The sequence below is a fragment of the Glutamicibacter sp. St.4D3 genome (assembly GCF_059728615.1).
The window spans coordinates 2,701,269-2,724,277 of sequence record NZ_AP039380.1; the positions used below are offsets into that span (position 1 = coordinate 2,701,269).

The 23,009-nt window shown below is 65.2% G+C and carries 17 protein-coding genes; 11 read left to right on the forward strand and 6 right to left on the reverse strand.

The genetic code is table 11. The features are described 5' to 3' along the window. Nucleotides 1–37 precede the first annotated feature (37 nt). Both AC6I21_RS12460 and AC6I21_RS12465 read left to right on the forward strand, forming a co-directional pair. Nucleotides 38–1,042 (forward strand): acyl-CoA thioesterase, encoded by a 1,005-nt coding sequence (locus AC6I21_RS12460; protein ID WP_497762501.1) that lies wholly within the window; start codon nucleotides 38–40, stop codon nucleotides 1,040–1,042. Beyond that, entirely contained in the window at nucleotides 1,039–1,713 is a 675-nt protein-coding gene (locus tag AC6I21_RS12465; RefSeq protein WP_497762502.1) for a phosphoribosylanthranilate isomerase, read from the forward strand. The genes AC6I21_RS12460 and AC6I21_RS12465 overlap by 4 nt, the downstream gene beginning before the upstream one ends. 42 nt (nucleotides 1,714–1,755) lie before the next feature. Here AC6I21_RS12465 and AC6I21_RS12470 read toward each other — a convergent pair whose 3' ends face one another. Then, complete coding sequence (locus tag AC6I21_RS12470; protein WP_497762503.1) at nucleotides 1,756–2,307, reverse strand: thioesterase family protein; 552 nt, start codon at nucleotides 2,305–2,307, stop codon at nucleotides 1,756–1,758. Between the two features lie 150 nt (nucleotides 2,308–2,457). Between AC6I21_RS12470 and AC6I21_RS12475 the strand changes: the two genes are divergently transcribed. From AC6I21_RS12475 to AC6I21_RS12500, 6 genes are all read left to right on the forward strand, one after another. Further along, nucleotides 2,458–3,906, forward strand: coding sequence for a sensor histidine kinase (locus AC6I21_RS12475; RefSeq protein WP_497762504.1), 1,449 nt, complete (start codon nucleotides 2,458–2,460; stop codon nucleotides 3,904–3,906). 9 nt (nucleotides 3,907–3,915) lie between these two features. After that, nucleotides 3,916–4,635, forward strand: coding sequence for a response regulator (locus AC6I21_RS12480; RefSeq protein ID WP_497762505.1), 720 nt, complete (start codon nucleotides 3,916–3,918; stop codon nucleotides 4,633–4,635). Nucleotides 4,636–4,737: 102 nt separating this feature from the next. Then, nucleotides 4,738–5,619, forward strand: coding sequence for an ABC transporter ATP-binding protein (locus AC6I21_RS12485; RefSeq protein WP_497762506.1), 882 nt, complete (start codon nucleotides 4,738–4,740; stop codon nucleotides 5,617–5,619). Beyond that, nucleotides 5,616–6,782, forward strand: coding sequence for an ABC transporter permease (locus AC6I21_RS12490; RefSeq protein ID WP_421014420.1), 1,167 nt, complete (start codon nucleotides 5,616–5,618; stop codon nucleotides 6,780–6,782). The genes AC6I21_RS12485 and AC6I21_RS12490 overlap by 4 nt, the downstream gene beginning before the upstream one ends. Before the next feature lie 130 nt (nucleotides 6,783–6,912). Continuing rightward, nucleotides 6,913–7,515 carry a hypothetical protein gene (locus tag AC6I21_RS12495; RefSeq protein WP_497762507.1) on the forward strand — a complete coding sequence of 201 codons (603 nt, stop codon included), beginning with the start codon at nucleotides 6,913–6,915 and terminating at the stop codon, nucleotides 7,513–7,515. 42 nt (nucleotides 7,516–7,557) lie between these two features. Continuing rightward, complete coding sequence (locus AC6I21_RS12500) at nucleotides 7,558–9,159, forward strand: HNH endonuclease signature motif containing protein (RefSeq protein WP_497762508.1); 1,602 nt, start codon at nucleotides 7,558–7,560, stop codon at nucleotides 9,157–9,159. Nucleotides 9,160–9,267: 108 nt separating this feature from the next. Here the strand turns inward: AC6I21_RS12500 and AC6I21_RS12505 are convergent, their stop codons facing one another. The 5 genes from AC6I21_RS12505 to AC6I21_RS12525 form a co-directional block, all read right to left on the reverse strand. Continuing rightward, nucleotides 9,268–10,707 (reverse strand): amidase, encoded by a 1,440-nt coding sequence (locus AC6I21_RS12505; RefSeq protein ID WP_497763423.1) that lies wholly within the window; start codon nucleotides 10,705–10,707, stop codon nucleotides 9,268–9,270. A 29-nt stretch (nucleotides 10,708–10,736) separates the two neighbouring features. Next, a complete protein-coding gene (locus AC6I21_RS12510; protein WP_497762509.1) occupies nucleotides 10,737–12,065 on the reverse strand; it encodes a M20 family metallo-hydrolase in 1,329 nt (442 codons plus the stop codon). Nucleotides 12,066–12,100: 35 nt separating this feature from the next. Next, nucleotides 12,101–13,450 carry an MFS transporter gene (locus tag AC6I21_RS12515; RefSeq protein ID WP_497762510.1) on the reverse strand — a complete coding sequence of 450 codons (1,350 nt, stop codon included), beginning with the start codon at nucleotides 13,448–13,450 and terminating at the stop codon, nucleotides 12,101–12,103. Nucleotides 13,451–13,587: 137 nt separating this feature from the next. Next, nucleotides 13,588–14,505 (reverse strand): LysR family transcriptional regulator, encoded by a 918-nt coding sequence (locus AC6I21_RS12520; RefSeq protein ID WP_497762511.1) that lies wholly within the window; start codon nucleotides 14,503–14,505, stop codon nucleotides 13,588–13,590. A gap of 151 nt (nucleotides 14,506–14,656) precedes the next feature. Continuing rightward, nucleotides 14,657–18,160, reverse strand: a complete 3,504-nt coding sequence (locus AC6I21_RS12525; protein WP_497763424.1) for a proline dehydrogenase family protein — start codon at nucleotides 18,158–18,160, stop codon at nucleotides 14,657–14,659. A gap of 276 nt (nucleotides 18,161–18,436) precedes the next feature. Between AC6I21_RS12525 and AC6I21_RS12530 the strand changes: the two genes are divergently transcribed. From AC6I21_RS12530 to AC6I21_RS12540, 3 genes are all read left to right on the forward strand, one after another. Continuing rightward, entirely contained in the window at nucleotides 18,437–19,399 is a 963-nt protein-coding gene (locus AC6I21_RS12530; protein ID WP_138176059.1) for a LysR substrate-binding domain-containing protein, read from the forward strand. Between the two features lie 144 nt (nucleotides 19,400–19,543). Continuing rightward, the gene (gene putP, locus AC6I21_RS12535) at nucleotides 19,544–21,049 is read left to right on the forward strand and encodes a sodium/proline symporter PutP (RefSeq protein ID WP_138176057.1); all 1,506 of its coding nucleotides are present in this window, start codon (nucleotides 19,544–19,546) and stop codon (nucleotides 21,047–21,049) included. A 148-nt stretch (nucleotides 21,050–21,197) separates the two neighbouring features. Continuing rightward, nucleotides 21,198–22,685, forward strand: a complete 1,488-nt coding sequence (locus AC6I21_RS12540; protein WP_497762512.1) for an NAD-dependent epimerase/dehydratase family protein — start codon at nucleotides 21,198–21,200, stop codon at nucleotides 22,683–22,685. The last annotated feature ends 324 nt before the right edge of the window (nucleotides 22,686–23,009 follow it).

A 23,009-nucleotide genomic window follows, 5' to 3' on the forward strand; every position in this document is an offset into this window, starting at 1 on the left:
ATTGCGCCCGCGCGCGGCGGTACACCACACTTGGAGCATGGAAACCTCCGGCGAAGCACCCCGCCCCCACCAGATCACCCTGCGCTTCCTGGCCGCGCCCATGGATGTGGGCCTGTCCGGCACCGTCGAGGCCGGCACCGTGCTGGAGTGGGTGGACAAGGCCGCGTACGCCGCGGCCGTGGGCTGGGCCGCCAGCTACTGCGTCACCGCGTACGTGGGCAACATCCACTTCTCCGACCCGGTGGGCAGCGGGGATTTGGTGGAGGTCACCGCCAGCATCGTCTACACCGGCACCTCCTCCATGCACGTGCACACCGAGGTCTCCTTCCGCGACCCGCGCGGCGAGCGCACCGGCACCTCCACCACCTGCCTGGTGATCTTCGTGGCCGTGGACGAGCACGGCAAGCCGCGCCCGGTGCCCAGCTTCACCCCACGCACCGAGCTGCAGACCCGGCGCCGGGACGACGCGCTGGCCCGGATCGGGATCCGCGACGCCATCGTGGAGGAAATGAAGGGCCAAAGCTACACGCAGGCCGGCACCGCCGAACGCATTACGCTGCGCTTCCTGGCCGAGCCGACGGACGTGAACTGGGGCGGGATGGTGCACGGCGGGATCGTGATGAAGTGGATCGACACCGCCGCGGCGCTGTGCGCCTCGCGGTACTGCGGGCAGGACACCGTCGCGGTGTTCTCCGGCGGGATCCGCTTCTACCGGCCGCTGCGCATCGGGGACCTGGTGGAGGTCGAGGCCCGCCTGGTCTACACCGGGGTGAAGGGCATGCACATTGCGGTGCATGTGCGCTCCGGGGACCCCAAGGGCGGGCAGCTGAACCTGACCACCTACTGCCTGACGGTGATGGTGGCGCGCGACGCGACCGGAACCGCGGTGCCGGTGACCCCCTGGGTGCCGCGCTCCGCGGAGGACCGGGCGCTGTGGGAGCACGCCCGCACCCTGGTGCGCATCCGCGCCAACTCCCCCGGCGGCTACCGCCCGGGGCACCTGGAGCAGTCCGTGCCGGTGGGACGGCAGGCCGCCCGGTGAGCGCGCCCAGCGAAACCCCGGCGGTGCCCGGCCCGTGGGTGAAGATCTGCGGGTTGTCCACCGCCGCCGATGTGGCGGTGGCCATCGAGCACGGGGCCGCGGCGCTGGGCTTTGTGCTCACCGATTCGCCGCGGCGCATCAGCCTGCAGCGGGCGGCCGAACTGGTGGCCGCGGTGCCCGAATCGGTGGCCAGCGTGGCGGTGGTGCGCCACGAGGACGTGGACACCGCGATCGACCGGGCGCGGGCGGCCGGGGTGGGGTGGATCCAGCTGCATGGGCAGCGCACCGCCGCCGAGGTGCGCCAGGTGCGCTCCGCCGGCTTCCAGGTGATCCGCGCGGTGCGGATGGATGACCCGCCGCAGGTGTTCGAGGACTGGGGCGAGCAGCTGCTGCTGATCGACGCCGCCGTGCCCGGCAGCGGTGCGGCGTGGGACTACTCGCTGGTGCGCGAGGCCGCGGCCGGGCGGCGCTGGCTGGTGGCCGGGGGCCTGGATCCGCGCAACGTGGCCGCGGCGCTGGCCGCCTCCGGGGCGGCGGGGGCCGATGTCTCCTCCGGGGTGGAGTCCTCCCGCGGAGTCAAGGACCCGCAGCTGATCGCCCGCTTCCTGCACGCCGCCCACGGCCGGCACGACGCCGGCGCCCCCGCCGCGGACTCACCGAACGGGGCCTGACCCGGCCGTGGCCCGCCAAACGGCCAGATGATCCGCGCCGGCTTAGCCCACCCAGCTGTGCGGGGCCGGGCGGCGGGCCGAGGGCAGGGAGCTGTCCTCACGCCACTGGGTGATCCAGGCCGGGACCTGCCGGTCATCGGGCATGCTCACCCCGGCGGCGGCGAAGATCTGCTCATTGGGCACCGGACCGGACTTGGAGACCAGTCGGGTAGCGATGTAGCCGCGGGCATAGATCTCCCCGTCGACCACGATGCGCTGTTCAAAGTAGATGCACTTCTCATCGGCTCCCAGCACCTGGGTCTCCTGGGTGAACTTCACCCCGAACTTCACCGACTTGCGGAAGGTGATCATCTCCGCCTGCACCACCGGGGTCCACTTGTTCCGGCGCAGCGCCGCCCACATCCCGGAGCGGAACATCAAATCAAAGCGGCCCAGGTCGAAGATCGAGAAGTACATGCCGTTGTTGATGTGCCCGGCGAAGTCGATGTCGGTCAGGGTGGCGCGCATCGGCACGCTGCCGGCATCCAGCATGCTCAGCTTCGGTCGACGACGGCTGCTGAACAGCAGGATGAGGATACGGAAGATCATGTGCATACGGTCACATTACCGCCGGGTAACAATATCTTCCACCCCCGCCACCGCCGGGCACGACCTTTGGCGTAATCCTCCCGGCGCATCCGCCCCCGCCCGGACACCGGGTAAAGTGCGAAGCACCCCCGCCGGATGCTGCCCCAGGAGAAGGCCATGGCCCGACTCGCCGATTACGTGCACCTCCTGCTGCCCTCCCTGCCCCCGGCCGAATGGGAACGCCCGGCCCCCGCGCCGGCCTCCCTGCGCCGCGATGTGTGGGCCGGCTTGGGGTTCCTGGTGCTGGCGCTGTTCATGCAGGAACTGGTCCAGTCCCTCAGCGAACGCGAGGACGCGGTCAGCCGCACCATCGCCTACCTGGTCATCGCCGGACTGGTGGCGCCCCTGCTGGTGCGCCGGCGCTGGCCGATCCTCGTCATGCTCAGTTCCTCGGCCGTGTTCATGCTCGCCGGGGTCGGGGACAGTGCGATCGTGGCCATGCAGCTGTGCGCCCAGCTGGCCTACTTCCTGGCGATCTACACGGCCGTCGCCTGGGCCCGCAACCGCCGCGCGCTGTGGACCGCGCTGGCCGTGGTGCTGCTGGCCATGGCGCTGTGGCTCGTGCTCTCCTTCTTCACCTCCGACCTGGCCACCGCCACCGGCCGGACCCTGGTCGAGGACCCCGCCGGGGCGTTCGACCCGCTGGGGGCACTGCCGCTGTACACCTTCCTGATCAACCTGCTCTACTTCGGCGGGGCCATCTTCCTGGGGCTGATCAGCTGGTCCAACGCCTACGCGAACCAGGTGGTCGGCGAACAGGCGGCCCGCATCGCCGCGCAGGCCGAGGAACTGGCCGCCCGGGCGGTCAGCGAGGAACGGCTGCGCATCGCCCGGGAACTGCACGACGTCATCGCCCACCACATCTCCTCGGTGGGAGTGCAGGCCTCCGCGGCCCGGCTGGTGCAGGACCGCGACCCGCAGCGCGCCACCGAGCTGCTGCGCGGCATCGAATCCTCCGCCCGCAGCGCCGTCAGCGAAACCCGCGCCCTGCTGGGGGTGCTGCGCGACCCCGCCCACCACACCCAGGCTCAGGCCCAGAGCCCGGAACTGGGCGATACCCGCCACCCCGAACCCTCCCTAGGGCAGCTGGAGAAGCTGATCACCCACAACGCCGGGCTGGGGCTGCAGGTGCAGCTGAGCGTCGCCGAACACCGCCCGGGCTTCCTTGCCACGCTGCCCCAGGGCCTGTCCCTGGCCCTGTACCGAATCAGCAGCGAGGCCCTGTCCAACGTGCGCCAGCACTCCACCGCCCGCACCGCCCGGCTCAGCCTGCGTTCGGGCCGCGACGCGCACGGGGACTGGGTGGAAACCGAAACCACCGATGCGGGCACCGCGCGCCCGGGCACCGCCGGATCCGGGTTTGGGCTGCGCGGCATCCGGGAACGGGCCGGCCTGCACCACGGGCAGGTGGAGATCGGGCCGCGCGCCGAACGCGGCTGGCGCACCCGCGCCCGGCTTCGGGTCCAGGCCCCCGCCGATCCGGCGACCGGCGCGGCCGCTTCCCCCGGTGCGGTGCCCGGCGGCGGACCCGTCACGGATCCGGGCGCCGGCCCGGCGCGGCAGTAGGCTGAAGGCATGCCTGCTATCCGCGTGGTGATCGCCGATGACCAGCCCCTGATCGTCTCCAGCCTGCAGCTGATCCTGGAAACCGACCCGGGGATCAGCGTGGTGGGCACCGCCGGCACCGGGCGCCAGGCGATCAACACCGCCACCGCCCTGGACCCGGACGTGGTGCTCATGGACATCCAGATGCCAGAACTCGACGGGATCGCCGCCACCGCCCAGCTGGCCGGCCAGACCGGCGCCAAGATCATCGTGCTGACCACCTTCAACCGCGACGACTACCTGTTCGACGCACTGCAGGCCGGCGCCAGCGGGTTCCTGCTGAAGAACGCCGAACCGGAAATGCTCATCCACGCGGTGCACCAGGTCGCGGCCGGGCACGGGCTGCTGGCCCCGGAGGTCACGCTGAAGCTGATCCGCCACCGGCTGCACCCCGCCGCCCACCCCGACCCGGTCCCGCCCACCGGCCCCGGCGCGCACCCCGCCGACGGCGGCGGCACCGCCGCGTCCCGCCCGGTTGCGGAGCAGGCGGTGCTGCAGCGGCTGACCGAACGCGAAACCCAGGTGCTGCGCGCCCTGGCCGGCGGGCAGAACAACCAGGAAATCGCCGCCCAGCTCGGGCTGAGCGAGGCCACGGTGAAAACCCACCTGTCCAACCTGCTGGCCAAGGCCGGGCTGCGCGACCGGGTCCAGGCGGTGCTCTTCGCCCACCGCGCCGGCCTCATCCAATAGTTTCATCCCTGCGCGTGAGCCGTACCGGCCAAAGCCCACCTAGGCTGGAGGGCAGAACCCCCACCCCGCCCGCACGGCGCGGAACCCAGCCAAGGAGCCCACGTGCTTGAACTGCGAAACATCAGCCGGTCCTTCGCCGAGCACCAGGTGCTGCACGATGTCAGCTTCCAGGTGCCCGCCGGTTCCCTGACCGGCTTCGTCGGCGCGAACGGGGCCGGGAAGACCACCACGATGCGCATCATCATGGGGCTGCTGGCCGCCCACCACGGCACGGTCCGGCTCAACGGCGGCGATCTGGGCGCAGGCACCCGCCGCGGCTTTGGCTACATGCCCGAGGAGCGCGGTCTCTACCCGAAGCAGCCGGTCATCGACCAGCTGGTATACCTCGGCTCCCTGCACGGCCTGACCCGCTCCACCGCCCGGCAGCGGGCCATGGAACTGCTGGAACGCTTCGGCCTGGCCGAACGGGCCCGGGCCAAGCTCGAATCCCTGTCCCTGGGCAACCAGCAGCGCGTGCAGGTCACCGCCGCGCTGCTGCACGAACCGCAGGTGCTGGTGCTCGACGAACCGTTCAGCGGCCTGGACCCGCTGGCGGTGGACGCGATGAGCTCCATTCTGCGCGACTACGCCAATCGCGGAGTGCCGATCCTGTTCTCCAGCCACCAGCTGGACCTGCTGGAAAACCTCGTCGACCACCTGGTCATCATCCAGGACGGACGCATCCTGGCCAACGACGCGGCCGGGGCCCTGCGCCGGCGCCACACCGACAAGCACCGGCTGGTGCTGGAGCACGACGCCGGCTGGCTGCGCGAGCACCCCGGGGTCACCGCCCTGGATGTTTCCGGGCCCGAGGCGCTGGTCAGCTTCGCCGACCCCCAGCTGGCCCAGCAGGTGCTCGCCGAGGCGATGCGCCGCGGCGCCGTCCACGAATTCGCCACCCACCGCCCCACCCTGGCCGACATCTACCGGGAGATCATCCGATGAGCACCACCCCCGCCTGGCTGACCGTGACCTTGCGCGAAGTCGAGACCAAGGTCCGCGACAAGGCGTTCATCATCTCCACCCTGATCACGGTCGGGCTGATCGTCGGCTCCATCGCGCTCTCCGGGTTCCTGGCCAACCGCACCAGCACCTACACGGTGGCCGGCGCCGACCAGCCCAGCCTGCGGGTGCTGGAGCACGCCCAGCAGACCCAGCCGCAGGATGTGGACCTCTCGGTGCAGAACCTGCCCGACGACCAGGCCCGCCAACAGCTGGAGGCCGGCACCCTGGACGCGGTGCTGCACTCCACCGGCCCCGGGAAGTTCACGCTCACCGGTGGCGAAGAGGTGCCCGCCAAGCTGCGCAGCCTGCTGGACACCTCCGTCGAGCAGGTGCTGACCGCCGAGCTGCTCAGCAGTGCCGGCATCGATCCGGGGCAGCTGCCGGCGGACACGGCGCTGAGCGTCACCCTGCTGCAGGGGGACGCCGAACGCAACTCGATGATCCAGGCCATGGCGTTCGTCTTCTCCTTCCTGTTCTACATGGCCGCACTGATCTTCGGGATGCCGATCGCCAACTCCGTGATCGAGGAGAAGCAGAACCGGGTGGTGGAGATCCTGGCCAGCACGATCCGGCTGCGCGAACTGCTGGCCGGGAAGATCATCGGCAACGTCATCCTGGCCCTGGGCCAGCTGCTGTTGTTCCTCGGCGTGGGGCTGCTGGCCGCCTGGCTGGCCCCCATTGAGATCCCGTTCCTGGGCGTCGTCTTCCAGGTGGCGACCTGGTTCGTCGTGTTCTTCCTGGCCGGGTTCCTGGTGCTGGCCGGATGCTGGGCCGCGCTGGGTGCCCTGGCCACCCGCACCGAGGACCTGCAACAGTCCTCCGGGCCGGTGGTCACGGTGCTGATCGGCATCCTGTTCATCGGCCTCTACGCCAAGGGTACGGTGCTGGTGATCGCCTCCTACGTGCCGATCGTCTCCTCCGTGGCCATGCCCATCAGGCTGCTGACCGGGCAGGTGCCCTGGTTCGAGCCGGTGCTCTCACTGCTGGTGGCGCTCGCGTTCTGCTGGGTGGTGTTGGTGTTCGCGGAGAGGATCTACCGCCGCGCGGTGATGCACACCGGCGGGGCGCTGACCCTGCGCAAGGCGCTGAAGCTCGAGGAGTAGCCCGTCCCGGGCAGGGCCAAACCCAACGCCTGCACCCAACGCCTGCACCCAGCACCGGCACAGCCACGGGCGCTAGGCTGTTCGGTGGAGAATTTCCCGATCCCGCCCAGAACCAAGGAGCCGACGGCCCGTGAGCCCTACCACCCGACGCGTGGACCTGCCCGCCAAGCACATCCTGATCTGGCTGGTGCTGCTGGCCGGGCTGATCGCCAACAGCATGCTCAGCCTGGTTCACCTCTCCTTCGGCGGCAGCGGCCTGCTGGTGGTGAGCCTGTGGGCGGTGCGCCTGGTCGTGCTCGGCGCCTGCTGGCTGCTGCCGGCCCCACGCACCGCCAAGGCCTGGGGGCTCGGGTTGATCCTGGGGTTCCTGGTGCTCGACGCGCTGCTCAAGGCTCCGGTGCTTGGCCACATCGAATACGGGGACTGGTTCCTGGCCCGCGCCTTCGACCTGACCGGGCAGTACGCCGGCTACCTGGGCTTCTGCGGGTTCCTCTTCCCGCTGCTGCTGCTCACCGGCTGGTTCATCTTCCGCACCCGCCAACTGGCCGGCTGGCTGACCGGGTTCGCCGCCAGCCTGCTGCTGAGCTGGGCGATGCTGGCGGCCAGCAACTCCGAACGGGCCACCACCACGCTCTTCGTGCTGCTCGGGGTTGCCCGCTACGTGCTGCCGGCCTGGTTGGCGGCCGCCGCCGACGCGGTGGCCGCGCGCCGCGGGTTATCCACAAAACCCTAGCCCCCCATCGGCGCCCGCTGGCCGGCGGGGCACACTGGGGACATGACCACCACGGAACTGGCCGCGAGCCTGAACGGGATGCAGCGGGTGCTGGCACAAGCCACCGGCAACGCCTCCCCGGTGGTGCCCGAAAACGACGGGACGCTGCTGCGTTCCCTGCTCACCCACGGCCGCCAGCTGCTCAGCTCCCTGCGGGAGGCGCTGGCCGCCACCACGGATCCCCGGCTGGCCCTGGAGCTGGCCACCGCGGCCCGGGAACTGCAAAATGAGGCCACGCGCATGTCCCTGGCCGCCGCCGACCGGCTCGCGGCCACCAACGCCCACCTGCTGGATCCGGCCGAATACGAACAGCTGCGCACCACCCCCGCGGATACGACTCGCCCGGCCCGCCAGTGCAAGGGCCGGGCATCGTTCAAGAACACCGCCGAACTGCTGGCCGCCTGGCTGCGCATCCCCTACTCCCAGGCCAACAAGATGGTGCTGGATGCCGCCGACCTGATCGCCCGCCGCGACCCGTCGGGCAACCAGCTGCCCCCGCGCTTCAGCCACCTGGGCCAACTGTTCAACGACCCCGGCCAGGACCCGCAGCAGGTGCGGGAAACCAGCGGCAAGCTCTCCCGCCACGAACCGAAGGACACCAGTTTCGAGGGTGCCAGCAGCGCCCCGACGCTGACCCACGAGGACGGGCGCAGCATCGAGGAACACGCCGCCGAGGTTCTGCGCCGGGGGCACACCCCACGGGAAACCGACCAGCTGGTGCGCACGCTAATCGGCCGCGCCGCCGCAAACCCGCAGAACAGCTCCCCCGCTGCTCTGCGCCGCGGCCTGTTCCGGCTGCCCACGAACAACCCGTTGGTGCGCGAATACCTGCTGCGCGTCTCCATCCTGGAGGCCGAACGGCTTGAATCGGCGATCGCCCAGGCCAACAACCCGCGCACCAATGCCGGGCAGGCGGCCCGCAGCACCGAGCGTGAGGTCGGTGAACAGCAGGCGAACGCCGGGGCAGCTGACCGTCCGGACTTCCTGCCGGACGACGTGGATGACTCGGCCCGCTGGGAACCGGCGGCCCCGGGGCTGGAACCCACCCCACCGGAACGGGCGCTGAACGCGATCATGGACCTGCTCACCAGTTCCCCCACCGGCACCGGGCAACGCAAGACGATCCGCCCCGAAGCGGTCGTCTACCTGCAGCTGCAGGACCTGCGCGATCTGGCCTCGGCCCACGCGCAAACGGCCCACGGGCTGGATCTACCGCCAGGAGAACTCAGGCGGCTGCTGTGCCAGGCCAACATCATTTCGGCCGTGCTGGGTGCCAAGAGCGAACTGCTGGACTACGGGCGAACCCAACGCCTGGTTCCGCTCTCGCTGCAGCGCGCGGTGTTGGCCCGGGACCGATGTTGCCTGGTGCCCGGGTGCACCGCGCCACCCTCCCAACTGCAGTTCCACCACATCAAACCGTGGTACCTCGGTGGGAAAACGGAGCTGGCCAACATCGGGCCGTTCTGCGACTCCGACCACCACGCGGTGGACAGCGGGCAGATCGAGGTGGTGGTGATCGACGGGCTGCCCTACGTGATCATGCCCAAGCACATCGATCCGGAACAAAAGCCGCAGCGCAACACCTACTGGAACCCAAACCCGTAATTCCTAACTTCAAAGGTCGCGAAGGTACGTAACTGGCTGTCGGCTACTAGATTCGTGGTGGTTTCCGAAACATCGCGTTGGCGATTGAATTGCCGTTTCCAACGGATCTCAGCTGCGACTCGTAAGCGACAGTGACATTCCGTCACGTTCTTGAGCATCAAAACTGATCAATCTTTCCAGATGAAATGCCGCAGTAAATACCGATCTTTCATCGTAGGGAGCTCCGACAATTTGCAGTCCTATCGGCACACCTTCGTCCCCAACGCCAACGGGGATACTAATCGCAGGGCGGCGGTTGGCGATATTAAATGGGCTTGTCATGTGCCCCTCCCAGTAATGTTCGAGTGTCTGCCCGGCAACTGTCACGCCATTTAGATACTGGCCCTCAGCTTCAAGCCAATCAACAGCGTTGGTGGGACAGAGCAACACATCTACCATTGCGGTGGCGGCGTTGAGCTCGTTGTTTAGCTGCGAATCCATTCTTAAGGAATCGATCAACTGGTATTTCTCTCCCGCAAGAAGTGCTTCCTCAATGAACCTATCTGTGTAAGGCGCTCGCTCATCTGTAGTGCCTTCAACGATCTGCGCCATTGCGGGACCGAGAATTTGGCCGAAGTGAGCAAAGAACGTTTCGCGTACTTGTTCTGTTGTCCAAGGTAAATCCACTTCGACTACTGAGGCTCCAGTCTCGCGCAACATCGATACCGTGCGTTGAAAAGCATCTGCGACAGAGGGACTCACGGGAAAAGCACCTAAGGTTTGGCTCACCCCAAAACGAATCGTCCGTATTTCTGGGATGAGTTGAGGGAGCGGTGCTACGCCGTTCGAACCCCACGAATTCGCGTCAGATACATGCCGTCCGCTAATTACTGATGACATCATGGAAACATCCGATACTGTGCGCCCCATAGGGCCATCGCCTCGATACCAGTCAGAGGCGAGGAACCCTGCGCCCGGGACGCGCCCGTAAGGGGCTTTATACCCGACCGTGCCCGTAAAAGCGGCGGGAATTCGGGTAGACCCGGCAATGTCAGAAGCCGTGGCCAAAGTTGTGTATCCCGCTGCTAACGCCGCCCCAGCTCCGCCTGATGAGCCCCCTGGCGATTTTGTTAAATTCCAGGGATTGCGCGTCACGCCCCACATGGGTGAGTGCGTCACGGTTGCACAGCTGAACTCCGGACTCGTTGTCCTAGCGTGAATGATAGCGCCAGCTTTCTTGAGTCTTTCCACGATCGGGTGATCCTCAACCGCGACAGCGTCTCGTTGGCACTGTAGACCTTGTGTAATGCTTTGTCCGGCTAAAGCGTGCTTCTCCTTTGTCGCAACCGTAATGCCTAGTAGCGGAGGGAGATCGACGGTACTCCTACGTGCCTGGGCATAAAGGTCATCTGCCAGACGAGCTTGTTCCATCGCTTGCTCAGGGAAGTATTCTGTCAACGCGTTGATGCCAGTCGCGCCACCATTGTGACGCTCAATGCGTTCCAACTGTGCTCGCAGAACGTCACTTGGAGACAATTCCCCATCACGAAATTTCTGCCTCTGTTCCATAGCATCTAAGAATGCGATTTCCACTTTTCTCACCGCTCCCGTACTGCTGCACCTGCGAGCTCAGGTCGCTCGACTAGCTGGCCTGCGGACATCCTGAATCCCACCTCGGTGAGAACCCGCAACCCCTCGCACATGTCGCGATCCGTACTGAATTCCCGTTCGCAATGGCTGACTCCATCAATAGAGGGAATGAACATCATGACCGTGGGGGCGATCTTGTTCATGGCGACTGAGTCGTGACCAGCCATAGTTCGCAGACGGCGGACCGAGAGCCCTAGATCTGCACAAACACGTTCAGTTAGTGAGATTCCGGGCTCCGGATATTCCTGGATCTCACGAATATCGAAGTCATTCACTAGGATCCTGATGTCGTGTTCTTCGGCAATCTCAGCAATTTGTTCCAGTAGGACTCGTCTAGCTTCTAGAACCGTGAATTTATCGACGGCTCGAAGATCCGCGACCAAGTGCACCCTGCGAGCAACAACAATTGGCGAGTTCGGTTCAAGTACCAAACGCCCTACTGAAGAAACAATGCTTTCCTCTTCAAAACGTTGCACTACTTCGTGCACTTTAAGAACTACTTTGCTGGCCGCCACCAAGGCATCATGGCGGTCAGCCATCGCTGTTGCCCCTGTATGGGATTGTTCGCCTAGAACTTCAACGTCTAGTTTTTGCGTGTGCCACGAGTAGTCAACGGCACCAATGGCGATGTTCTCACGCTCTAGAATTCGCCCCTGTTCGATATGGATTTCTGCGTATCCAGCAACTTCAGGACCCACGTCAGTTCCCAAATACCCGATGTCCGAGAGAGCTTGTGCCACCGAAACACCGTCTAGATCCTGCACTTCGAGCATTTCCTGCTCATTCATCAACCCCGAAAAGACCGACGATCCCATAATGGAGGGGGCGAACCGCCCGCCTTCCTCGTTGAACCAGTTGACCACCCCAATGTTGTAAGCCGGTCTCCCTTCTTCTCGATTCCATCGTTCTTGAATTTTCTTCGCTGCATGGAGACCAGCGATCACTCCATACGCCCCGTCAAAACGGCCACCCAACGGCTGCGAATCAAGATGCGACCCAAGAAGGATGTATGGTGCCCCCGCCCTTAGCTCAATGAGAGCGAACATGTTTCCAATACTGTCGACCTTCAATTCCCAGCCGGCGTTTCTTGCAAATAACGCGAACCAGTCACGCGTCATCTTGTCTTCAGATGTAGCCGCTTGACGATCGACTCCGTTATTCTCTGTGGCTCCAATAGTTGCCACCTGGTGAAAGTCCTTGAGAAATTCCTGGCTCATGACTGGTTTAGACCTTTCATCTTGGAAACTGAAACGATGTTTTTCGGATGCCGTTTGCATTGATATAACTCTTTCGCTGAAGCAATCGAGTTCGATCAACTCTGCTTTGAAGCACCAACGAGAGGGTGTGTTTCGGGAACAGGGGTAAAGACCAAGAGACAAAAGACAACCGCCGCAGCCATGGCCATGTAGAAGCCCGGTATCATCGCCAGGCCGGTTGCGGACACAAGCATGGTTCCAATAAACGGAGCTGTGCCTCCAAAAACTGCGTAAGCCACGTTGTAGCTGATAGCAGAAGAAGTGAATCTAGTCTTAGTCTTAAAGATCTCGACAAAGAACGTGTAGCAGCCGCCGCCATAAACACACATGGGGATCACAAAGAGTAGCTGTCCGGCTACAGCGAGCGTCAACGAACCGCTTGTCACCAGCCAAAAACATGGGACCGACATCAGAGCCAACAGCGCCGATCCAGCAATGAGCATGGCTTTGCGGCCGAATTTGTCCCCCAGTTTGCCGCCCAGAGGGAGCAACAGAGCGTAAAACGCCATCGCTACTGCATTTGCTGTGAGCGACTGTTCCCGGGAGAGATTTCCCGAGACTTCAACATAGGAAACAAAGTAACCAGATAAGAAATAGAACCCCATAGCCGTTAAAGCCATCACGAAAATAACTTGCAACATGCGTAGTTTATTTTCAGCAAAGGTCTCACGGAGCGGGCTGTATTCTTTGTGTTCGTTTTTCCGGAGTACTTCCTTGAATGCCTCTGATTCCTCCGTACGGGCCCGTATCCAAAGTCCAAAAAAGGCCATTGGAAGCGCCAAGAGGAACGGAATGCGCCACCCATACGATGAGAAGGACTCACTGCTCATGGTCGAAGAAAGAACTAGAATCAGCGTGCCTCCAAAAACCGACGGCAACGCAGTAGCAGCCAAGGTGATATTTAGCCAAAAACCCCGTCGATCTAGCGGTGCATGTTCAAATACGAATGCCGGTGCTCCAACGGACTCTCCACCGGCGGAGAATCCCTGAATCAATCGACACAAAACCAGAAGAGCTGGCGCTAGCGCCCCAATTTGGGCGTAGGTCGGCAGAAGACCAATCGCACACGTAGCGATGCCGATTGCCATGAGGGTTATGAATAGCACCTTGCGGCGACCAATCCTGTCACCCAACGCCCCAAAGAACACTCCCCCCAGGGGGCGAATCAAGAAGGCGACTCCGAAAGTCGCGAAGGTCGCCAACAATCCAGCCATTGTGCTGTCGGAAGGAAAGAAGAGACGGGAAAGCGTAACCGCAGAGAGTCCATAGAGAGTGAAGTCGTAGAACTCAATAAATTGGCCGACGCTTCCACCCGCCAGCACGCGACGCTGCATGCTGGAGGAGATGGAACTCCCTAGGGAATTCACCGGATCCATACTCTTGATCGGTGCATTACTCGTTGTCACAGTGCTGCCTTCCTGCAAGAGAAAACCGCCTATGCGGTCGAAGGAGATGGTGCGCCTTCATGCGCACCTTCAGCTTCGCGTGATCTGCAACACAGTGTCCAACGCATTTCTTTGCTCAGTGTGATCGCATTTTTCGATCAGACAGTATCGAGCCCACTCAAGGAGACGATTGCGAATTCTGAAAACGCTTGCGCCTTTCGACTCATAGGTTGATCTCTTGCACTGACTACTACGATGTCAATTGGTTGAACTGGGTCCGCAATTGGCACTCTGACTACAGTTTTTCCGGTATAGGTTACGTCGTGCCCTAATTTGCGATTCAATATGGAATATCCCAGGCCCATAGCCACATATGACCGGACGGTTTCATATCCAGTAACCAGATACCGAATATTCGGTCGTATGCTTAGGGAGCTGAAGATTCTTAAAAAATATTCGCGCGAATGCTCTTGGTCAAGCAGAACAAAAGGTTCATCCTTGAGTTGCGATAAATGGATCGGTTGAGCTGGATCAGCTAACCGATGGCCTTCGTCAAGAATGATGTGGGCTCCAATTCTCTCCACCGGGAGCATGGAGAATTCTGCGCCGACGCCCAAGTCGTACATAAGGGCTATCTCGCATTCTCCACGCTGCAAAGCGGTTAGGAGAACCTGTTGAGATGCTTCGATGAACGAGAGTGATATCCCGGGGAATGCTTTTGTGAAACCCTTGAGTAGTATCGGCGCAATAAATGGAGCAATGGGCGCGAAGATTCCTACACGGAGATTTCCCGTTAACTGTTGCGACTGTCCGCTGACGGTCGCTTGGAGCAGTTCAGCTTCTTCCAATAAGGAGCGAGCGCCGACCACCAAGCGCTTTCCTTCCTCAGTTAGCCGCAGACCTCTGTTGGACATTCGGTGGAACAGCGCAACCTCTAGATCCGTCTCAAGCTGATTAACCGCAGCCGAAAGTGTTGACTGTGTAACGTTCATCGACTGCGCTGCAGCTCGCATGTTCTCGAGCCGCGCGACCTCCATGAAATAGCGGAGTTGGATAAGAGTAAAAGACCTCGCCATGCTCTGAATCCTATTCGGTGCTACGCGCGATCCTGAACAGTAATAACGGCGCCGGGCCCAGTTTCCCTCAGGAAGCTGGGCCCGGCGCCGTGGCGGCTGACGCGGCCGGAGCCGGTCACACCGGATATTCAGTTAGCGCGCAGACCGCGGACTAGATGACACCGTCGCTTAGGGTGTTCGGGGTACCGAAACGGTGGGCGGTGATCGACACGGCCTGCTCGTGCAGGAACGGCAGCAGCTCAACGCGTCCGGCGGAGGTCACCGGCGAGGCGTAGATGGCCACATCCGGCTTGCCGTCGGTGGCCTCGGCGACCTCGGCCAGCGACCCGCCGATCAGGCGGATACGGGCGGCCGAGTCCGGGCCGGTCTTCCCGGCAAGGGCGGCGGCCCGCTGGGCGAAGGCCGCAGCGTCCTCGATGACCACGACCACGGAGTGCTCGGCCAGCAGTTCACGCACCCGGCGCGGCAGCTCCACCGCGCTGGAGAACGTCACGCGCGAGCCTGCGGTGACACCGGCGGCGACCACGCGCAGGGCCTCGGCGATGCCGTGGCCGCTGGTTTCGTTCTCATAGCGCACGGTCACATCCAGCGCACGGTAGCGCAGCAGGTTGCGTTCGGCCTGCAGGCCGGAGCGGTCCTTGGCCACGTTGAATTCGGTGGCCCACCAGTGCTGGTCGCTGCCCAGGGCGTCTTCCAGCCAGCTGGCGTCGGCGACTTCCAGGTCGGCGGCCTGCAGCAGGCGCTGCCCGAAGCTGGACAGCGGCGCCTTCTGGCTGACCGGGGCGTCGCTCCAGGTGCCCATCCCGATCAGGTAGTTCGGGCCGCCGGCCTTGGTGCCGGCACCAATCGCGGACTTCTTCCAGCCGCCGAAGGGCTGGCGCTGCACGATCGCACCGGTGATGCCGCGGTTGACGTACAGGTTGCCGGCCTGGATGTTTTCCAGCCAGTAGGCCAGTTCATCGGCGTCCAGCGAGTGCAGCCCGCTGGTCAGCCCGTAGTCGATCTCGTTGACCATGGCCACGGCTTCTTCCAGGGTTTCGGCGGTCATCACGCCGAGGATCGGGCCGAAGTACTCGGTCAGGTGGTATTCGCTGCCGCGCTTGACCCCGTAGCGCACGCCCGGGGAGTACAGCTTGCCCGAGTCATCGAGCTCCTTGGGCTCCAAGGCCCAGCGCTCGCCCTCGCCGAGGGTGGTCAGCCCGCGCATCAGCTTCTCGCCGGGCTTGTCGATCACCGGGCCCATCTGGGATTCCGGGTTCCACGGGTAGCCGACGGTCAGCGACTTCACCGCGTCGACCAGCTGGCTGTTGAAGCGGCGGGATTCGGCGACCGAACCGACCAGGATCACCAACGAGGAGGCCGAGCACTTCTGCCCGGCGTGCCCGAAGGCCGACTGCACGACGTCGCGCGCGGCCAGGTCCAGGTCGGCGTGCGGGGTGACGATGATGGCGTTCTTCCCGGAGGTTTCGGCCAGCAGCTGCAGGTCCTTGCGGAAGGAGCGGAACAGTTCGGCGGTCTCGTAGCCGCCGGTGAGGATCAGGCGGTCCACCCGCGGGTCGCTGACCAGTTCACGGCCCAGGTCGCGCTCGGCCAGGAACACCAGCTGCAGCACGTCCTTGGGCACCCCGGCATCCCACAGCGCCTGCACCATGGTGGCACCGATGCGGGCGGCCTGGCTGGCCGGCTTGATGATGACCGCCGAGCCGGAGGCCAGCGCGGAGAGAGTCGAGCCGGCGGGGATCGCCATCGGGAAGTTCCACGGCGGGGTCACCACGGTCAGCTTCGAGGGGGTGTAGCTCGCCCCGTCGACGTTCTCCAGCTCCAGGCCGCGCTGGGCGTAGTAGTGGGCGAAGTCGATCGCCTCGGAGACTTCCGGGTCGCCCTGGTCCAGGGTCTTGCCGCATTCGGAGCCCATAACCTCCAGCATCAGCCCGCGGCGCTCCTCGAAGAGCGCGCCGGCGCGGTGCAGGATCTCGGCGCGCTTGGCGGCTCCCATGGCTTGCCAGTCGGCGGCGGCGTCCACGCCCATGGCGATGGCCTCATCCAGTTCGGCGGAGGACTTCAGCGTGTTGGCTTTCACCGCGTCGGCGCCGACGGTGGAGTCCTTCATGCGTTCCAGGATGCCGCGCGCCCATTCGCGGTTCGCGGGCAAGTCCGGGTCGGAGTCGGGGGTGTTGAAGAAGTCGCGGTCCCCGCTGATCAGCCCGTCGACGGCGCTGGCCAGGGTCGGGTCGGCCTCCTGGCGGTTCTGCACCCGGTGCGGGCCCGGGACGGTGTCGCCCATGGCGTGCAGCGAGGCCAGGAAGCGCTGCTTCTCGCGCTCAAACAGTTCGCGGCTGGAATCCAGTTCGAAGACCGCGGACATGAAGTTTTCCTGGCTGGCGCCTTCCTCCAGGCGGCGGATCAGGTAGGCGATGGCCACGTCGAATTCCGCGGGGTGCACCACCGGCGTGTAGAGCAGCAGCTTGCCCACGTCGCGGCGCACCGCTTCGGCCTGGCCGGTGGCCATGCCCAGCAGCATCTCGAATTCGATGCCCTCGGTGACCCCGCGGGCCTTGGCCAGCAGCCAGGCCAGGGCGATGTCGAACAGGTTGTGCCCGGCGATGCCGATCTGCACATTGCCGATGTGGTCCGGGCGCAGCGCGTACTCCAGCACCTGCTTGTAGCTGGTGTCCGAGTCCTGCTTGCTGTGCCAGGTGGCCAGCGGCCAGCCGTGCAGGTCCGCCTCCATGGTTTCCATCGGCAGGTTCGCGCCCTTGACCACGCGCACCTTGATCGGGGCCCCGCCCTCGGCGACGCGGGCGGCGGCAAATTCCTGCAGCCCGATCATCGCGCCCAGCGCGTCGGGCAGGTAGGCCTGCAGCACGATGCCGGTGCGCAGGTCCTTGAATTCCTCGCGGGAGAGCAGCTTGGTGTAGACCGCGATGGTCAGCTCCAGGTCCTTGTACTCTTCCATGTCCAGGTTGATGAACTTCTTCGGCGAGGCGTTGTTGGCCTGGCGGTAGAGCGGCACCAGCTTCTCGACGATGTTCTCCACCGCTTCGTCGAAGGCCCAGTGGTTGTGCGGGGCGACGGTCGAGGAGACCTTGATCGAGACGTAGTCCACGTCATCGCGGGCCAGCAGCTTCTCGGTGCCGGCGATGCGGCGGGCGGCTTCGCCCTCACCCAGGATGTATTCGCCGAGCAGGTTGACGTTCAGGTCCACCCCTTCGCGGCGGATCTTGGAGATCGACTTGCCCAGCTTCGCATCGGAGGCGTCAATGATCAGATGCCCAACCATTTCGCGCAGCACGCGCCGGGCGATCGGCACCACGATGCCGGGCATGATCGGGGCCATGGTCCCACCCAGAGCTACGGCCTTGCGCATGTACCAGGGCAGGAAGGAGGGCACCTTGGGGGCCAGCATCTTCAGGTTCGCGGCGGCCACCTTCAAGTCCTCGGGGCGGATGACCCCGTCGACGAATCCGACGGTGAAGTCCAGGCCGTTGGGGTCCTTCAACACCCCGGCCAGGCGCGCGGCGGCGGCGTCGGCCGGGATTTCGGAGGCCTGCTGCAGCCAGCTCTTGACCAGTTCGATGGCCTCGTCGGCCAGTTCGGTTGGCTGGACGAGGGCGCTGCCGTCGGCGGCCTGCGCCGGGGGAATGTTCTTGGGGATGTGGCTAGTGACTGACACGTTGCGCCTTTCCTAATGCTTCATCTGATTGGACCGGAGCACCAACGCATCTTTCGTTCTGGGACCGGCCGGGGACGGGTGGGTTCCGATGCGGCGTCTTGCTGCGAAAAAGCTGTGTGCACTAAGAGTATGGCCCTTAAATCAGTTCAGGAAAAGTGAACAAAACTTAACTATTCCATTCGGTTTTCCCAAGGTATCGTTGGGGGTGCCAAAACCCCGGTTTTTCCCGGGTTCCCTAGGGCGAAAGGTACGAGGAACATGCTGGAAATGCGCCGTCTGCGCCTGCTGCGCGAACTGAGCCTGCGCGGCACGATCGCGGAGGTTGCCTACGAGCTGAGCTACTCCCCCTCATCGGTCTCCCAGCAGCTGAGCCTGCTGGAGGCGGAGGCCGGGGTGAAGCTGCTGCAGCGCAACGGGCGCACCCTGAGCCTCACGCCCCAGGCACAGGTGCTGGTCGCACACACCGAGCAGCTGCTGGACTCGATGGAACGGGCCGAGGCGGACCTGTCCGCGACCCTGTCCACCGTCTCGGGCACGGTGCGCCTGGCCGTGTTCCAGACCGCGATGCTGGCGATCCTGCCCGGGGCGCTGGGCCAGCTGCGCCAGCAGCACCCGCACCTGCGCGTGGAGATGAGCCAGCAGGAGCCCGAACGCGCCCTGCATGAGACCGCGGCGCGCAACTTTGACCTGGTGGTCGCCGAACAGTACCCGGGGCACGCGGCCCGCCACTTTGAGAACCTGGACCGGCGCACGCTCACCCACGACGCGCTGCGCCTGGCGCTGCCGGCCACCGACCCCACCGAGGTCTCGGAGTTCGATCGGGTCATCCGCATCGAGGACGCCGCCCACCTGCCCTGGGTCATGGAGCCGGTGGGCGCCGCCAGCCGGCACTGGGCCGAACAGGCCTGCCGGACGGCCGGGTTCGAACCCGACGTGCGCTACGAGACCGCTGACCTGCAGGCGCATGTGCAGCTGGTGGAGTCGGGCAACGCGGTGGCGCTGCTGCCAGATCTGGTGTGGGCCCAGCGTCGGCGGGGGCTGCGCATCGCCGATTTGCCCGGGGCGCCGGTGCGTACCGTGTTCACCGCGATGCGTCATTCCTCCGAGCGCAACCCGGCGATCCTGGCGGTGCGCGAATGCCTGCACGACCAGGCGCAGTCGCTGCCCTCCCCGCACGCCGCGGAGCGGAACGCCGAGGTGGTGACCCCAGCCACAGACTAGGTCACGAAATGGTAACGACGCGGGCTTTCGTGAGCGACAAATCACTCAAAGGATGCCATAGTGGTTTTCCGCACCCGGTGACCGTGCGCCCCATTCGTTCATGGGGGAACCACCCCGCACGGGAGCACTAGCAATGAGGAAATCATGTCCGACCATACATTCCAGATGATCGCGATCGTCTTCTATATGTGCGTGATGCTCGGTATCGGCTACTTCGCCTACCGTCGCACCAGCAACATCGACGATTACATGCTCGCCGACCGCGGGCTCAAACCCTGGGTGGCCGCGCTGTCCGCGGGGGCCTCCGACATGTCCGGCTGGCTGCTGATGGGCCTGCCCGGCGCCATCTACGTCACCGGCCTGCACGAAGCATGGATCGCCATCGGCCTGACCATCGGCGCATGGCTGAACTGGAAGTTCGTCGCCCCGCGACTGCGCTCCTACACGCAGATCGCGCAGAACGCCATCACCATCCCCAGCTTCTTCGAAAAGCGCCTGAAGGACCGCAAGCACCTGCTGCGCATCGCCTCGGCGCTGATCATCCTGGTGTTCTTCACCTTCTACGTCTCCTCGGGCATGGTCGCCGCCGGCAAGTTCTTCCAGGCCTCCTTCGGGTGGCCATACCTGAACGGCATGCTGTTCGTCGCGGCCATCACCCTGCTCTACACCCTGTTCGGCGGGTTCCTCGGCGCCTCGCTGACCGACGTCGCCCAGGGCGTGCTGATGTTCGCCGCGCTCATCGCGGTGCCGATCGTGGCGGTCTTCCGCAGCGGGGACATCTCCACGCTGGGCAGCCGGATCACCGAGGCCAACCCGCAGGCGTTCAACCTGTTCTCCTCCTTCGATGAAACCAGCTGGATCCTGGCGCTGGTGGCCATCATCTCCACCGCCGCCTGGGGCCTGGGCTACTTCGGCCAGCCGCACATCATCGTGCGCTTCATGGCGCTGCGCACCCCGGGCGAGGCCAAGGTGGCCCGCCGCATCGGCATCGGCTGGATGTTCCTGACCGCGCTGGGCGCCATCTGCACCGCGCTGATCGGCGTGGCGTACTTCGCCGACGAGCCGCTGAGCACCGCCGACAGCGAAACCGTGTTCCTGCTGCTCTCGCAGATCTTCTTCCACCCGCTGATCGCCGGGCTGGTGCTGGCCGCGGTGCTGGCGGCCATCATGTCCACCATGTCCTCGCAGATGATCGTGTGCTCCTCGGCGCTGGTGGAGGACCTGTACAACCTGATGGGCCGCAAGGGCAGCCCCAAGTCGCTGGTGCTGCTGGGCCGGCTGGGCGTGCTCGCCGTGGCGGTCATCGCCGCACTGCTGGCGTTGAACCCGGATTCCTCGATCCTGGAACTGGTGGCGTTCGCCTGGGCCGGGTTCGGCGGCGCATTCGGCCCGATCATCCTGCTCAGCCTCTACTGGCGCAAGCTGACCGCCGTTGGCGCCTTTGCCGGCATGGTCAGCGGCGCGGTCGTGGTCTTCGTGTGGGGCAACATCGCGGCCCTGAGCGGTGTGATGTACGAAATCGTGCCCGGCTTCCTGGTCAACCTGCTGGTGGCCTGGCTGGTGTCGCGTTCCACCTACCGTCCGAACGAGACCATCGAGTCCGAGTTCACCGCCATGGAGGACGAGGTCGGGGCCAAGGCCCGCGCCTAAGCCTCCCGCCCGCGGCCTGCCGTCTGCGCCCCGCTACGCCCCACCGGCGTGGCGGGGCGCAACCCGTTAAGCACCCAGCGCCCTCGGCCCGGCCAGCGGCCACGCACCTGGACGCGAATGCTGTGCAGCGGCGCACGCCGTGCCTACGATGGAGACACGATCCCTGCCCGGTGCCCCGACCGGACGGGGCAGGACCGAACCCGAAGGACTGATGACCCTGGCCTCGCTGAAGCACACGCTGACCTCCTGGCAGCGCACCGAATCCCGTTTCCTCTCCGCCAACCCGGACGCGATCTTCGCCGTGGTGGGCAATCTGAAGCAGACCGGGCAGTGGACGAAGAGTTTCGACGGGTTCCTGGTGCACGACGACCAGCGCGGGGTGGGCAGCACCGTGGACCTGTTGCCCCCGGGCCGCCTGCTGGGCGCCCTGCACCGCGAGACCGCCCCTTCCGGGTCCATCACCCGGCGCAACCAGGCCCAACGCCTGGTCGAATTCACCCAGCCGCAGCCCGGCGGCTCCCTGGCGCTGCGCTGGGCAGTGGAGGCGGTCCAGGGCGGGGCCCGGCTGCACTTCACCGTGGAGCTGACCGGCCCGGGCACCACCGCGTTCAAGCACACGGTCGCCAATCCCCTGTTCGACGATTTCGACATCAGCTGCGCGCGCCTCTACCGGCTGATCCCGCACCAGGGCCGGTATCGGGTGCGCCGCCACGTGGTGATCGCCGGCGGCCGCGGCTATCTGGGCCGGAGGCTGACCGCGGACCTGGTGTGCCGCGGCAACTCGGTGGTCGTGCTCACCCGCACCCAGGAACCGGATTTTCCGGCCGCCCAATTCCTCTGGGACGGCAAGCACCAGGGTCCGTGGCGGGCGGCGTTCCTGCGCGAGAACTACCCGGTGAGCCTGGTCAACCTGGCCGGTGAGCTGGTGGAACAGCGCAACACCCCGGCTTCCCTTGACCGGTTGCGCAGCTCCCGCGTGGATTCCACCCGAGCCCTGGCCGATGCGGTGGCCCGCCTTGGCGTTCCGGTGCAGACCTGGGTGCAGTCCAGCACCACTGCGATCTTTGGCGACGCCGGCGAGGCCCGGCTCACCGAATCCAGCGCGCTGCCCACCGGCAGCGCCGCGCTGCCGGAGACGACCGGGGTCGCCCGCCCCTGGGAGGAGGCGTTCGCCCAGGCCCCGGTGCGGGCCGAGCACAATTACGTACTGCGCACCTCACTGGTTTTCGGCGAGCAGGCGCCGCTGCTGCGCCGGCTGCTGTTGCTGGTGCGTTCCGGGCTCGGCGGCCCGGTGGGTACCGGGGCCCAGTGGGTCAGCTGGATCGCACTGGCGGACTGGCTGAAGCTGGTGCGCCAGCTGCTGGGCATCGAAGGCGAGCGCCCGGCGGAGGGCATCGTGCATGCCGCGGCCCCGCATCCGGTGCGCAACGAGGAGATGATGAGGGCGCTGCGCGCCAAGTACTCCATGCCCGGTATCGGGGCGCCGGCCCGCCTGGTGCAGGCCGGGGCGAACCTGCTGGGCAGCAATCCGCGCATGGCGCTGACCGGACGCCACGTCACCAGCAGCGTGCTGGAGGAGCTGGGTTTCCAGTTCGACGAGCCCACTTTCGACCAGATGCTGCAACGGCTGCCGTAGCGCGCGTCCGCCCCACATTGGTGCTGGGGTACTGGCGGGCAAGGCGCTCACATGGCAAGGTAGTCTTCACGAGGCACAGATCACATTGGATGCCCGTGCTGGATCGGTCTTCGGACTGGTTCAGCACGGGCATTTCTCGTTCCGGCAGGGCCCGGGGCGGTGCCTGGAAAATTGCATAGCGCTGGAAGTTCATCATGATTTCACATCCAGGCACGCGTCCGATTACGTCGGCGGTGTCACATGGATGTGACATAAATTGATTTTCAACGCCTGTTGACACAAGCTCTTGTCTACACGAGATTTCGATCACACTAAGACTACGAG